This is a genomic window from Promicromonospora kroppenstedtii (genome assembly GCF_044389675.1).
GTDB classification, from domain to species: domain Bacteria; phylum Actinomycetota; class Actinomycetes; order Actinomycetales; family Cellulomonadaceae; genus Promicromonospora; species Promicromonospora kroppenstedtii.
The window spans coordinates 15,562-28,494 of sequence record NZ_JBIRYI010000026.1 but is presented as its reverse complement, the minus strand read 5'-3'; the positions used below and the strand labels follow the sequence as shown (position 1 = coordinate 28,494).

Annotated in this window: 13 protein-coding genes; 7 read left to right on the top strand and 6 right to left on the bottom strand. The window is 73.7% G+C overall.

The genetic code is table 11. From position 1 onward, the window contains the following. On the top strand, positions 1 to 822 hold an 822-nt coding region (locus ACH47X_RS26410), incomplete at its 5' end, for an HNH endonuclease (RefSeq protein ID WP_397408352.1). Positions 823 to 889: 67 nt separating this feature from the next. Here ACH47X_RS26410 and ACH47X_RS26405 read toward each other — a convergent pair. Together ACH47X_RS26405 and ACH47X_RS26400 are read right to left on the bottom strand one after the other, a co-directional pair. After that, entirely contained in the window at positions 890 to 2,230 is a 1,341-nt protein-coding gene (locus ACH47X_RS26405; RefSeq protein ID WP_397408350.1) for an SLC13 family permease, read from the bottom strand. Positions 2,231 to 2,282: 52 nt separating this feature from the next. Further along, on the bottom strand, positions 2,283 to 3,659 hold the full coding sequence (locus ACH47X_RS26400; RefSeq protein ID WP_397408348.1) for a homoserine dehydrogenase: 1,377 nt from the start codon (positions 3,657 to 3,659) through the stop codon (positions 2,283 to 2,285). Positions 3,660 to 3,780: 121 nt separating this feature from the next. Here ACH47X_RS26400 and otnK point away from each other — a divergent pair, with 121 nt between their 5' ends. Genes otnK through ACH47X_RS26385 form a run of 3 tightly spaced genes read left to right on the top strand, consistent with a single transcriptional unit; the run spans position 3,781 to position 6,464 of the window. Next, entirely contained in the window at positions 3,781 to 5,019 is a 1,239-nt protein-coding gene (gene otnK, locus ACH47X_RS26395) for a 3-oxo-tetronate kinase (RefSeq protein ID WP_397408346.1), read from the top strand. Further along, a complete protein-coding gene (locus tag ACH47X_RS26390) occupies positions 5,016 to 5,654 on the top strand; it encodes a class II aldolase/adducin family protein (RefSeq protein WP_397408344.1) in 639 nt (212 codons plus the stop codon). Before otnK ends, ACH47X_RS26390 begins: the two co-directional genes overlap by 4 nt. Positions 5,655 to 5,675: 21 nt before the next feature. Further along, complete coding sequence (locus ACH47X_RS26385) at positions 5,676 to 6,464, top strand: DeoR/GlpR family DNA-binding transcription regulator (protein WP_397408342.1); 789 nt, start codon at positions 5,676 to 5,678, stop codon at positions 6,462 to 6,464. Positions 6,465 to 6,484: 20 nt separating this feature from the next. On the opposite strand, the gene ACH47X_RS26380 is transcribed toward ACH47X_RS26385, so the two are convergent. Beyond that, a complete protein-coding gene (locus tag ACH47X_RS26380) occupies positions 6,485 to 7,597 on the bottom strand; it encodes a radical SAM protein (RefSeq protein WP_397408340.1) in 1,113 nt (370 codons plus the stop codon). Between the two features lie 407 nt (positions 7,598 to 8,004). Between ACH47X_RS26380 and ACH47X_RS26375 the strand changes: the two genes are divergently transcribed. Beyond that, on the top strand, positions 8,005 to 8,868 hold the full coding sequence (locus tag ACH47X_RS26375; RefSeq protein ID WP_397408354.1) for a CHAD domain-containing protein: 864 nt from the start codon (positions 8,005 to 8,007) through the stop codon (positions 8,866 to 8,868). Positions 8,869 to 8,886: 18 nt separating this feature from the next. On the opposite strand, the gene ACH47X_RS26370 is transcribed toward ACH47X_RS26375, so the two are convergent. Together ACH47X_RS26370 and ACH47X_RS26365 are read right to left on the bottom strand one after the other, a co-directional pair. Then, on the bottom strand, positions 8,887 to 9,846 hold the full coding sequence (locus ACH47X_RS26370; RefSeq protein ID WP_397408338.1) for a helix-turn-helix transcriptional regulator: 960 nt from the start codon (positions 9,844 to 9,846) through the stop codon (positions 8,887 to 8,889). Between the two features lie 14 nt (positions 9,847 to 9,860). After that, positions 9,861 to 10,433 (bottom strand): dihydrofolate reductase family protein, encoded by a 573-nt coding sequence (locus ACH47X_RS26365; protein WP_397408336.1) that lies wholly within the window; start codon positions 10,431 to 10,433, stop codon positions 9,861 to 9,863. Between the two features lie 205 nt (positions 10,434 to 10,638). Between ACH47X_RS26365 and ACH47X_RS26360 the strand changes: the two genes are divergently transcribed. Then, a complete protein-coding gene (locus ACH47X_RS26360) occupies positions 10,639 to 11,319 on the top strand; it encodes an alpha/beta fold hydrolase (protein WP_397408334.1) in 681 nt (226 codons plus the stop codon). 16 nt (positions 11,320 to 11,335) lie between these two features. Here the strand turns inward: ACH47X_RS26360 and ACH47X_RS26355 are convergent, their stop codons facing one another. Continuing rightward, positions 11,336 to 12,262 (bottom strand): S1C family serine protease, encoded by a 927-nt coding sequence (locus ACH47X_RS26355; protein ID WP_397408332.1) that lies wholly within the window; start codon positions 12,260 to 12,262, stop codon positions 11,336 to 11,338. 156 nt (positions 12,263 to 12,418) lie between these two features. Between ACH47X_RS26355 and ACH47X_RS26350 the strand changes: the two genes are divergently transcribed. Next, positions 12,419 to 12,889: a carboxymuconolactone decarboxylase family protein gene (locus ACH47X_RS26350; RefSeq protein ID WP_036969038.1), complete on the top strand. Its 471-nt coding sequence runs from the start codon at positions 12,419 to 12,421 to the stop codon at positions 12,887 to 12,889. The last annotated feature ends 44 nt before the right edge of the window (positions 12,890 to 12,933 follow it).

Genomic DNA, 12,933 nt, shown 5'->3' with positions numbered 1-12,933 from the left:
CACGCGATCGACACCGACACCGCCTGGCTGCGGTCGATCTACGTCAACCCCCACGGGCGCCTCCTGGCCACGACGTCCACGTCCCGGTTCCACCCACCGGGGTTGTCGAGCCTGCTGCGGGCCCGCGAACAGGGCATCTGCGCCACCGTCTGGTGCGACGCCCCGGTCCGGCACACCGACCACATCACCCCACACGCCGAGGGCGGCCCGACCAGCCTCGACAACGGGCAAGGCCTTTGTGCCAGGTGCAACCACGCGAAGCAGGCACCGGGCTGGCGACAGAAAACCACCCAGCTCGATGGTCGGCATGCGGTCGAGACGGTCACCCCGACCGGGCATACCTATGTCTCGGTCGCGCCCACACCACCAGCCCCAGCCAGGACAGGCGACACGGCACTGGCTCCTAGTACGAACGCCGACGGAACGGCACCCGACGACTCGCCGGGAACCGGGCAGGCGGTCCGAAACGTCGACACGGCCCACGACCGAGACACGGTCGTGCCCCGTGACGGGCACGCATCGGCGATCGGTGACGAGCACACGTCGACGACCGGTGTGCCCGGCGCCGGGGAGGCCCCGACGTCGACCCGCGACGTCACCGCCACCCCGCCCTGGACCCCTGCGGTCGGCCTAACCGGCCCCGCCCCGGGCCGCGTCCCACGCAGCCGCTACTCCATCGGCTGCCACACCACGCCCGCCCACGGAGCGATCCCCTACCGGCCGAGCCCACCACCCCGCCAGGCCCGCCCGGCACACCGGCCACCCGGTCGAGCCGGCGCCCGGTCACGTCGACCCGATCTCTCCTGGGCCCACCCCACCTGACCACCGCCGCTTGAAACCACGTAGCCGCAGTCCGGGTGGACGGCGGCTACGTGGACTCGATCGTTCCCTAGAACCAGAGGAACGGTACGACCATCGTCAGCAGGGTCACCACCGGGCCGATGACGACCATGGACAAGCCCCAGACGGTCAGGTCCCGGTTCACACGGGGCCGGTCGTGCTCCACCGTCGAGGCCACGATCGTGGCGCCGGTGGTGCCGAACGGCGCGCAGTCGACCAGCGAGGCAGAGATGGCAAGGGCGTAGATGAACCCTGTCGTCTCCAGGCCGCCACCGGGCACGAGCAGCGGCACGGCGAGCGGGATGAGCGCGCCGATGATGCCGATGGTCGAGGCGAACGCCGAGACCAGGCCGGCCACGATGCAGATCACCAGCGCGGCCACGATCGGCACGCTGACCGAGCGGGCGGCCTCACCGAGCTGCTCGATGGCGCCGAGGCGGGTGAGCACCTCGACGTAGGTGATGATGCCGCCGAGCAGGAGGATGGTGCCCCAGTCGATCCGCGCGATGCCGCGGCGTCCGACGCCGGGGTCCACGAGGGCGAGGATCACCGCGATGGTGAGCGCCACGACGCCGAGGTTGATGTCCACGTCGAGCGTCGTGAGCAGGAAGAACCCGCCGATCAGCGTGAGGATCGAGACGATCACCAGCACCTGCATCGCGGTGATCTTGGTGGGCGCCCTGACCTCGGTGCGCTCCAGCGTGGCGACGCCGCCGCCGGAACCTCCGGCCGGACCGCCCGACCCGCCCACGCCGCCGTCGGGCCCGTTGTCACGGGCCTGGCGCGTGCGCTGGATCAGCTCGCGCCCGCCGAACATGAAGAACGCCGCGAGCACGACCAGGGCGTTGACGCCCACCGACAGCCCGAACATCAGCGCCGCGTTGTACGGGATGTCCGCGCTGGAGGCGACGGTCTGCACGGTGATGCCGACGATGCTCGTCGGCGCGAGCGCGCCACCGACGATCGCGGAGCTCATCGCGATGCCCATCATCGTGGAGCTGATGCGGTGCGTCGCCGCCAGGCTCATGGCGATCGGCACCACGGCGAACGCCGCGTGCGAGGTGCCGAGGCAGGCCACGCCGGTCGCGATGAGCCACAGGCCCCAGGGGAGCAGCGCGACACGGTCGCCGATCAGCCCGAGCGAGCGGTCCACGAGCCAGTCGATGGTGCCGGTCTCGCGGGCGATGCCGAACAGGTAGGTGATGCCCACCAGGATGATCAGGGCGTCGACGGGGAACCCGCCGAGCACGTCGTCCAGGCCCTCGCCCACGACGCCGATGCCCACGATGAAGGCGGCGACCAGCGCGAGCGCCCCCATGTGGACGTTGCGGAGCGCGGAGATCCCGAAGACCAGCGCGAGCCCGATCAGGGCGATGATCTCGGCGGTCATGCCGCGGTCTCCTCTCGGAGGCGTGCGGTGTGGGTGCACGCGGCGAGAATCGTCATCGATCGTCTCCGTTCGTCTCGGTGGTGCGGGCGGCGCCCGCAAGGTAGGCGTCCAGCGCCGGCTCGTCGACGCCTTCGACGTCGTCGAGCCCGATGAGGGCCCCTCGGGCGACGGGCTTGGCCAGCCGGGCGCCGTCGAGGAGGTAGTAGGGCGAGACGCCCTCGGCCGGGTCGAGCATGACCGGCGCGACCCCGGCGATCTCGTGGTGGTGACCCTCGGCCCTGAGCACCGCGCCGACGGCGAGGTCCTCGATGGCGCGGGCGGCCAGCAGCATGGTCGGCCGGGCCGGCGGGGCCGGTACACGGTCGACGGCGGCGTGCACGGTCAGCGGCGTCTCCACGCCCATGTAGTGGTACGGCCAGTAGATGCAGGCATACTGCCCGTCCTTGCTGATCACGTGGCCCTTGCCGCGCAGCAGCTCCCAGGTGGCGGGATCGCCGGTGCGCACGACGGCGAAGACGCCGCCCGCGAAGCTGGCCTCGCCCGGCAGGCGCAGCGCCGAGAACACGTCGACGACGCCGTCGTGCTCCAGGATGCCGCCGTCCGCGCGGGCGGAGTAGATGTCGGCGAGCTCGGCGATGCGGGCCACCGGGTAGTGCATGGCCTCGACGTCGGCGGAGGCCCCGGTGCGCGTGGCGACCACGGCCATCTCGCACGAGTCGGCAGCTGCGGCGCGCTTGAGGCCGCGGACGGCGTCGGCGCGGCGGGCGAGCGTGCCCGCGACGTCGTCGCCCAGCTCCAGCAGGTCGAGCAGCGCGGGAGCCTCGACCGTGACTCCGGCCTGCGTGACGCGGCCGGTCGCGGGGTCGAGCTCGAGGTCGTACTCACCGGACTTGCCGAGGGCCACGATGTCGAGGCCGACGGCGCTGACCCAGTCGACCAGGCGCAGCAGGTTGGCGGGCTGGTCGCCGTCGCCGGGCAGGTAGCTCAGGCCCTTGGCCACGGCGCGGGCGCCGAGCTCGACGCCCACGACGGTGTCGACCTCCTTGCTCACCATGACCACGTGCGTACCGTGGTCCAGGGCGGCCGCGGCATAGCCGAAGCCCGCCGGCACCCGGCCGCAGGCCTCGACGAGCACGTCGATGCCCGTCCAGTCCAGGGCGTCGGCCGAGGCCACGAGCGCGATGTGGTCCTGCTCGACCAGGCGTGCGGTAGTAGCGGGGTCGGTCGACTCGGCCACCCGGTCCGCCGGGACGCCCAGCTCGTCGAGCATGCGCCGCACGCCCGCGACGTCCGGGTCCACCAGCACCGCGGGGCGGATCTCGGGCGTCAGCGCCAGCTGCGCCAGAAACGTGCGTCCGTAGCCGCCGTTCGCCCCGGTCAGGGCGACACGGAGGGGACCTCGCGTCCGAGAGACGTGATTGAGGATCACCGTTGTTCCGATCGTCGTGCACCGGCTCGGCGTTCGAGCGGGCTGGCCGCCACTGTGCCACAGGTTTCTACTATCCTCCAACTTCGCATCAAATAGTCACAGCGTGTGAGAGGATCTGATCATGCTGGGATCCATCGCCGACGACTTCACCGGCGCCACCGACCTCGCCACCATGCTGCGCACCGCGGGCCATCGCGTCTCCGTGGTGATCGAGAACGGCGCGCTCTCCCCCGAGCAGCTCCGCGAGGTCGACGCCGTGGTGGTCGCGCTCAAGACGCGCACCGCGCCGCGCGCCGAGGCCGTCGCCACCTCGCTCGACGCGCTGGACCGCCTGCGCGCCTGGGGCGCGGACCGGTTCTACGTCAAGTACTGCTCCACGTTCGACTCGACCGACGAGGGCAACATCGGCCCGGTGCTCGACGCCGTGTCCGACGCCGTGGGCGCGCGCCGCGCCGTCGTCGTCCCCGCCCTGCCCGCCAACGGGCGCACGGTCCACGAGGGCCAGCTGTACGTGGGCCGCGACCTGCTGGAGCACTCCTCGATGCGGCACCACCCCCTGACCCCCATGACCCGCTCGCGGGTCATGGACCTGCTGCGCCCGCAGACGGCGTACGACGTCGCCGAGGTGACCCTGCCCGTCGTGCGCGACGGCGCGGGCGCCGTCCGCGCAGCGCTGGACGCGTCGGAGGCCCGGTATGCCGTGGTCGACGCGACCACGGACGCGGACCTGGTGACGATCGGTGCCGCGACGGCGGACGACGTCCTGGTCTCGGGCGGTTCCGGCCTCGCGCTGGGGATCCCCGGACCGCGCCTGACCGACGCCCTGTGGTCGCCGCCCGCGAGCGGACGCGGCGCGGTGCTGTGCGGCAGCGTGTCCGCCACCACGCTGGCCCAGATCGCGCACGCCGCGCGCACCCAGCCGGTCCGGCTGGTCGACGTCGCCGCGGCGGTCGCCGACGAGGCGGGCACCATCGCGGAGCTCGCCGACTGGGTCGAGCAGCAGGAGCCGCAGACGCACCCCGCGGTGTGCGCGGCGCGCGAGCGCTCCGACGTGCGCTCGCACCTGGACGGCGTCGAGGTGGCGCCCGTGGTCGAGCGGGTGCTCGCGGGCGTGGCCCGTCGGCTGGTGGAGCGCGGTGAGGTGACCGCACTGATCGTCGCGGGCGGCGAGAGCAGCGGCTCGGTGGTGCGCGCCCTCGGCGTGCAGGCCCTGCACATCGGGCCGCAGCTGGCCCCCGGCGTCTGCTGGTCCGTGGGAGCGGTGGACGACGACCCCGGCCGGACCGTGGCCCTGGCGCTGAAGAGCGGCAACTTCGGCGGCGAGGATCTGTTCACCGCGGCGTGGGAGGTGCTCGCATGAGCGTGACCGCACTGATCGCGGCCGGCCGCCAGCTCGTCGAGGCGGGCCTGAGCCCGGGCAGCAGCGGCAACGTGAGCGTGCGCGACGGCGACCGCGTGCTGATCAGCGGCACCGGCACGTCGCTGGGGAGGCTCTCGCCGGACGGCATCGCCGAGGTCTCGCTCGACGGCACGCACCTGGGCGGGGCCCGCTCGTCCAAGGAGACGCCCCTGCACACGGCGTTCTACCAGCGCGAGGACGGCTACCGCGCCGTCGTGCACGTGCACTCGCCGCACGCCGTGGCGCTGGCCTGCCTGGAGCCGTGGGCCGCGCACAACGCGGTGCCGCCGCTGACGCCTTACTTCGTGATGCGCGTGGGGCAGACGCCGCTGCTGCCCTACCGGCACCCGGGCGACCCGGCCCTGGGCGACGACCTGCTCGCCGCGCCGTGGCCGCTGCGCGCCGCGCTGCTGGCGAGCCACGGCGCCGTCGTCGCGGGCGCGGACCTGGACGAGGCCGTGGACCGCGCCACCGAGCTGGAGGAGGCGTGCCGGATCGCCCTGCTCACGGCGGGCTCGCGGCGCCGGGAGCTGACGCCGGAGCACATCCGTGAGCTGGCGCAGCGGTGGTCCAGCCCGTGGACCCCGGCACCCTAGACTGACGCGCAGGAGGCGACGATGGCGAAGACGACTGCCCTGATCCCGGAGCAGCGCAGGCAGCAGATCCTGCGGCACCTGCGCACGGAGCAGGTGCTCAGCTACCGGCAGATCACCGATCTTCTGGGCATCAGCCAGATGACCGCGCGGCGGGACGTGGCGGTGCTCGCCGAGCAGGGCCGCGTCAAGGCCACGCAGGGCGGCGCCACCCTCGCGACCCGGCTGCTGAACGAGCCGCGGCGCGCCGAGAAGGCCGTGACGGGGCTGGCCGAGAAGACCGCCATCGCCCGTGCGGCGGCCGAGATGGTCACCGACTCCATGACCGTCTACCTGGACGCCGGCACCACGGTGCAGGCCATGCGGCCGTTCCTGGAGCAACGCACCGGGCTCACCGTGGTCTCCAACGACCTGAGCACGGTGCTCGCGTTCCTGGACCACCCCAGCGTGGACCTGATCAGCGTGGGCGGGCGCGTGGACCCCGACAACCAGTCCACCATCGGGCGCCTGGCGGCCCTGACCCTGGCGGAGCTGTCGTTGGACGTCGCGTTCCTGTCCTCCAGCTCGTGGGACGCGCGCCACGGCGTCACCACGCCCGTGGAGGCCAAGATCGAGGCGAAGCGCGCCGCCATGGCCTCGGCGACGACGACGGCGCTGCTCGCCGACAGCGGCAAGTTCGGCAGCTACGCCAAGTACCGCGTGCTGTCGCTGGACGAGCTCGACACGGTGGTCTGCGACCCGGCGCTCGGCGACGACGACACCGAGCGGATCGAGGCGCTCGGCGTCGACGTGGTCCGGGCACCGCTGGCATGACCCGCTCGGTGTAGCCCGCCCTACAGGTAGCGGGCGTGCAGCTGGCCGCACGCCGCGTCGATCGTCGTCCCGAGCTGACGGCGCCGGGTCGCGTGGACCCCACGGGCCAGGAGGCCGCGCACGAATCCCTCGACGAGCCGCGTCGACGGCGCCCGGTAGGCGGGGTCGCCGCCGGCCGCCACGTTGTACCGGATGACGCTCACGTGGAACAGCTCCGGCCGGGACCGCCGCCGTACCAGGTCGGCGAGCGCGTCGAGGTGGGCCTCGCCGTCGTTGACGCCGGCGATGAGCAGGTACGCGAGGTACACCTTGCGCCGGGTCGTGCGCACGTGCCGGTCGAGGATCGCGAGGTTGTCCGCCAGCGGGTACCGGCCTTCGAGCGGGATGAGCTCGGCCCGCTGCCCGGGGAACGGCGAGTGCACGGACAGCGTGAGGGTGACCTGCGGGTGCTCCGCGACCAGCCGGTCGAGGTTCGACGCGAAGCCGACGGTGGAGACGGTGATCCGCCGCGCCGACAGCCCGGCGTACCCCGGGTCGGTGAGCAGGGTCAGCGCGTCGAAGACGTGCGGGTTCGCGAGCGCCTCACCCATTCCCATGAAGGCGACGCTCCCGGGCCGGGGCAGCCCCTCGCGGGTCCAGCGCGGGTGCATCACCTGGGCGGTGATCTCGTCGGCGGTCAGGTTGCGGACCAGCCCGACCGCGCCGGTCGCGCAGAACGTGCAGCCCAGCCCGCACCCGGCCTGCGACGACACGCACATCGAGTCCCAGCCGGCCCGGTAGTGCGACACCACGGTCTCGATGCGCGCCCCTGACTCGGCCGCGAACAGCACCTTCTCGACGTGGTCGTCGCGCTGGACCTCGACGGCGGTGAGCGGGTGGAGCCGCGGCCCGAACCGTTCGGCCAGCTCGGCGCGCAGGCCCGGCGGGAGGGCGCGCACGTCCGCGAACGTCTCGGCCGTCGAGCCCTGCCAGGCGCTGATGACCTGCCGGAACCGGAAGTCCGGGTTGCCGGTCGCGGACAGGTGCTCGCGGATCCGCATCCAGCGGCTCCGGGCGGTCAGGTCGACGACGTTCGGGTCGCCCGGCGGGCGCGACGGTGAACGGGTGCGGGAGCGGGAGGTTCGGTGCTGCATGGACTTGCCTTTCGTGAGCGGTTGCCGATCAGCGGGGCCGAGGGCGCGACCGACCACGGGCAGGGCCCGGGACGCGGGGGTCGACGGCGGCGGCGCAGCACGAGGCAGGCCGGGTACCGAGGGGCACGGTCGACCTGACACGGGACCGTGCGGGAGGCTGTCGACAGAGCGCGCGCACGAGACCATGACCGATGGCCGGTGCGTCGCGAACATGCCGGGGAGGCTCTGACCGGGGGCGGGTCCGGCCCGCGCCCGGCTGCTGGAGTGCCACCGGCAGTTCGGCGGCTAGAGTCTGTCGACCTCGATCATGATGTGCGGCAACGTACCAGCGGGCCGTGCGGCGTTCCCAGGGTTTTTCCTGGCCCGCGCCCGGGTGTTCGGCACGTGCCGCGCGGTAGCCTGGCGGGATCGCCACCACGAACCGCCCTGACACCGCGGGCGAGCTGCTGTCCCTCGCCATCGGCGACCTGGTGCGTCAGATCCAGGACGACGTGCCGCGGGCGCTGGCCGACGAGCCCGACGCCGTGCACCGGCTGCGCACCTCGGTGCGGCGGCTGCGCAACGTGCTGGCCGCCTTCCGCCGGTACCTGGACCGGGACGCCGCCGCGGCCCTGCGGTCCCGGCTCAAGGAGTGGGGCGACGTGCTAGGTCAGGCGCGGGACCTGGAGGTCCGGGCACGGCAGGCCGCGGCGGCCGCCGACGCCGCCGGCCTCGACGACAAGCCCCGTTCCGCGCTCGTCGACCCGCTGTGGGCGGCCCACCTGCATGCGCACGACGACGCGGTGCGCTGGACCCGGTCGGAGCACAGCCGCGACCTGGACCGGCTGCTGGCCGAGTGGGCCACGCTCCCCCGGCTCGGCACGCGGGCGGGTCAGCCGGCCAAGAAGGCCGCCCGCCGGGTGGCGCACCGCCAGGCCGTCCGCACCCTGCGGACGGCGCCCCGGCTCGCCGACCCGGACGCCGCCCACGAGCTGCGCAAGGCCGCGCGCCGGCTGCGGCACACGTGCGATGCGATCACGCGCGAGCCCGTCGGGCTGCTCGGGAAGGGCACCAAGGACCTGGGCTCCGTGGGCCGCCGGATCCAGTCCGTGCTCGGCGACCATCGGGACGCCCTGCTGCTGGCCGGCCACGTGCGCGACCACGCCCGCGCGTACGCGCACGACTCCCGGGTGTACGACGGCGTGGTGGACCTGTGTCAGGGCCTGGCCCTGGCCGCCCTGGCCGACCTGCCGGCGGCCCTGGCCGACCTGGAACGGCGGGCGAGGGACTGACCCCGGCGCGGGCCGAGGTCATCCGGGACCGTCCTCGACCGCCGCCGACAGGCGCGCCGCCAGGGCCGCCACCGCCTCCCGCAGCTCCGGGCCGTCCTCGACCCGGAACGCGAACGGCACGCTCGCCAGCCACTCCTGCGCGTACATCGCGGGGTTGCGGGTGGTGCCCGTCAGCACGCACCGCTCCGCCCCCACGGCCTCCAGCCGGCCCATCTGCGCGCCGATCCACGGGGCGACGTCGGCGAGCGGGGCGTCGAAGACGACGCGTGTGCTGAACTGCCACCCGGTGCCGAGGTGCTCCTCGAGCGCGACGACGGGGTCGAGGTCCGCGGGCGGCGTGAACGGGGTGCCGGTGTGCTCGACGGCGAGCACCCGGTCGACGCGGTAGGTGCGGACGGCGCCGGCGCGGTGGGAGTGGCACAGCAGGTACCAGCGCCCGTAGCGCACGACGACGGCCCAGGGGTCCACCTCGGCGACCCACTCGCTGCCGGACTCACCGCGGTACGTCACCAGTACGCGCCGTCGGGCGGCGACGGCGGACACGAGCTCGCTGGTGACGGCCGTGTCCGGGCGGGCCGCGTACCGGTCCGGAGCCGCGGCTGCGTGCTCGCGCAGGGTGGCGGCCTGCCGGCCGACGTCCTCGGGCAGGGCCCGGATCACCTTGCCGAGCGCGGTGCTGACGAGGTCGTCGGCCTCGGGGTGGCTGTCGAGCACGGCCATGACCAGGCCGAGCGCCTCGGTCTGGGTGAACGTGACCGGCGGCAGCCGGGTGCCCCGCCCCAGCCGGTAGCCGCCGTGCGGCCCTCGGAGCGACGTGACGGGGATCCCGGCCTCGCGGAGGATCTCGACGTACCGGCGCGCGGCCCGCTCGGTGACACCGAGCCGCGCGCCGAGCTCGTCCGCCGTCGTGCCCGGGCGGGTCTGGAGGATCTCCAGCGTGCGCAGGGCGCGTGCGGTGGGGCTGGTCTCGGACGGCACCCCTGCAGGCTATGTCAGCGCAGCACCTCGAAGACCTGCTTCTGGATGCCGTTGGAGTACGCCTCGTGCTCGGTGAGCTTCAGGCGCTGGGCGGGCTTGTCGGTGTCGCTGAACAGGGGCTTGCCCTGGCCCAGGATCACCGGGAAGACCAGCAGGTGGTAGGCGTCGACGAGGCCGGCGTCCGCGAGCGCCCGGGTGAGGCTGACGCTGCCGTGCACCTGGATCTCGCCGCCGTCGGTCTCGCGGAGCCGGGCGACGTCGTCCAGCGAGCGCAGGATGGTGGTCTCGCCCCAGTTGTCGGCCAGGTCGGCGTCGGTGAGGGTCGTGGAGACGACGTACTTGGGCAGCTCGTTGTAGCGCGTGAACTCGGCCATGTCGGGCCAGACGGGGGCGAACATCTGGTAGCTGGCGCGGCCGAGCAGCAGCGCGCCGGCCTCCTCCTGCTCGCGGCCCTTGAGCTCGTAGGCCTCCTGCACGGGCTCCACGGTCCGATAGGTCCACGCCGTGTCGTGCAGCTCGGGGTCCCCGCCGGTGGGGTCGACCTTGCCGTCGAGCGAGACGAAGTGCGTGGCGACGATGGTGCGCATGGGGTGGATCTCCTGTCGTGACGGCCGCACGGTGCGGCCTGCTGCGGGCATTTTCTACGGGGTTGGACGGGAGCGTCGCGGCAAAGTCATCGGCGTCGCACAGGATTTTTGATCCGGAAGCGGATCGTCCGGAACCGGTCCTACGGTGGGTGTGGTCGGCGTCGCGCCGGACTTCAGCTCAGCTCTATCGGTACGGGAGAGAATCATGGACATCCTGCTCATCGGCGGCCTCTGGCTCGACGGTTCGGCCTGGGACGACGTCGTCCCGCAGATCGAGGCGCTCGGCCACCGGCCGGTGCCGGTCTCGCTGCCCGGTCAGGGCGACGGGCGCACGGACGTCACGCTGGACGACCAGGTAGCCGCGGTGCTCGCGGCCGTGGACGCGGCGTCGGGCAGCCCGCTGGTCGTGGGGCACTCCGCGGCCTGCACCCTGGCCTGGCTGGCGGCCGACGCGCGGCCGGACGCCGTGGCCGGCGTCGTGCTGATCGGTGGGTTCCCGTGGGACGACGGCAAGCCCTACGCCGACCTGTTCCCGGTCACGGACGGCGTGATGCCGTTCCCGGGCTGGGAGCCGTTCGCGGGGCCGGACTCGGACGACCTGGACGCCGCGGCCCGGGCCGCCTTCTCGGCGCGGGCCGTGCCGGTGCCCGAAGGGGTCGCCAAGGGTGTGGTGCACCTGACCGACGAGCGCCGGTTCGGCGTGCCCGTCGTGGTCGTGTGCCCGGAGTTCTCGCCCGCCCAGGCCCAGGAGTGGATCGACTCGGGCGACGTGCCGGAGCTCGCCCGGGCCAAGCGGGTCGACCTGGTCGACCTCGACTCCGGCCACTGGCCCATGTTCACGCGGCCCGCGGAGCTGGCCCGGCTCGTGGTGGACGCCGCCGCCTGACGGCGGGGCGGCGCCCTCACGACGCGGAGACGAGCTCCTCCGGGAGCACCACCGCGTCGACGAGGGCGCCGTTGCGCCACACGGTCACCTCGGTGCGCCGGCCGATGGCGTCGCCCACCATGAGCCGCTGCACGGCGGTGGTGGTCACCACGGTGGCACCGTCGATCGCCACGAGGATGTCGCCGCGGCGGATGCCCGCGAGGTCGGCGGGCGAGCGCGCGATGACCTCCGCCACCCGCATGCCCGTCCTGGAACCGACCCGTTCCGCGACGGGCTCGGGCAGCACCACCTGCGCGCCGGCGATGCCGAGCCAGGCGCGCCGCACCCGCCCGTCGCGCACCAGGGTGTCGATGATCGCGCGGGTCGTGGCGTTGACCGGCACCGCCAGCCCGAGGCCGATGCCCGCGACGGCGGTGTTGACGCCGACGAGCCGGCCGGCCGTGTCCGCGAGCGCCCCGCCGCTGTTGCCGGGGTTGAGCGCGGCGTCGGTCTGCACCACCTCGTCGATGATCCGGCCGGCCCCGGTGGGCAGGGAGCGGCCCAGGGCGGACACGATGCCGGCGGTGACGCTGCCGGCCAGGCCGCGGGGGTTGCCGAGCGCGACGACGAGCTGGCCCACGCGGAGGGTCGCCGCGTCGCCGAGGGTCAGCGCGGGCGGCACGACGTCGTCCGCCCGGAGCACCGCGAGGTCGGAGAGCGGGTCGCGACCGACCACCCGGGCCGCGACCTCGGACCCGTCGGAGAAGGCAGCCCGCACCTCGCCGTCGCCCTCCACGACGTGCGCGCTGGTGAGCAGCAGCCGCTCCCCCGGGATCACGGAGGCGCTGCCGGCACCGGCCCGACGCGGCGTGCGCACCGAGACCGCGGCGACCGACGGCAGCACGGCGTCGACGACGCGCACGATCGACGCCGAGTAGGCGTCCAGGGCCTCGGAACCGTCCATGGGCCCATCACACACCTCGCGGCGGGCGCGACGGGAGGTGGATTCGCCACGGGCAGACAGGCCTGCTCCGTCGCGGCCGGTCACGTTTCCGGGCCGGTCCCGGTCAGGTGTGCGGGCCCGGCTCCGGGTCCACCCTGACCAAGGAGGCAGAAACACATGGAAGCCAGGATCGACTACTTCGGCAACCCCCTCGCCGGAAAGGTCCTGCGGCACCTCAACTCCGCGAACAAGCTCATCGTGGACTCGACGCTGCCCGCCGTCACCCAGGAGCTCGTGAAGATCCGGGCCAGCCAGATCAACGGCTGCGGGTTCTGCACCGACATGCACACCAAGGACGCCCTCGCCGCGGGCGAGACGCAGCTCCGCCTCAACCTGGTCGCCACCTGGCGCGAGGCGACGGTGTTCACCGAGCCGGAGCGGGCCGCACTCGAGCTGGCCGAGGAGGGGACGCGGCTCGCGGACGCGTCGGGCGGGGTCTCGGACGAGACCTGGACCCTGGCGGCCAAGCACTTCGACGAGGACCAGCTCGCCGCGCTGATCTCCCTGATCGCGCTCATCAACGCGTACAACCGGATCAACGTCATCAACCGGCAGCCCGCCGGTGGCTACGTGCCCGGCCAGTTCTGACGCCGTCCGGCGCGCCCGCCCTCGGTACGGGGCGGGCGCGCCGC

Coding starts and splice junctions, on each gene's coding strand:
- otnK (WP_397408346.1), top strand. CDS start 3,781: ATGCTGGGATCCATCGCCGACGACTTCACCGGCGCCACCGACCTCGCC.
- ACH47X_RS26405 (WP_397408350.1), bottom strand. CDS start 2,230: ATGACCGCCGAGATCATCGCCCTGATCGGGCTCGCGCTGGTCTTCGGG.
- ACH47X_RS26365 (WP_397408336.1), bottom strand. CDS start 10,433: ATGCGCACCATCGTCGCCACGCACTTCGTCTCGCTCGACGGCAAGGTC.
- ACH47X_RS26350 (WP_036969038.1), top strand. CDS start 12,419: ATGGAAGCCAGGATCGACTACTTCGGCAACCCCCTCGCCGGAAAGGTC.
- ACH47X_RS26355 (WP_397408332.1), bottom strand. CDS start 12,262: ATGGACGGTTCCGAGGCCCTGGACGCCTACTCGGCGTCGATCGTGCGC.
- ACH47X_RS26360 (WP_397408334.1), top strand. CDS start 10,639: ATGGACATCCTGCTCATCGGCGGCCTCTGGCTCGACGGTTCGGCCTGG.
- ACH47X_RS26385 (WP_397408342.1), top strand. CDS start 5,676: ATGGCGAAGACGACTGCCCTGATCCCGGAGCAGCGCAGGCAGCAGATC.
- ACH47X_RS26390 (WP_397408344.1), top strand. CDS start 5,016: ATGAGCGTGACCGCACTGATCGCGGCCGGCCGCCAGCTCGTCGAGGCG.
- ACH47X_RS26380 (WP_397408340.1), bottom strand. CDS start 7,597: ATGCAGCACCGAACCTCCCGCTCCCGCACCCGTTCACCGTCGCGCCCG.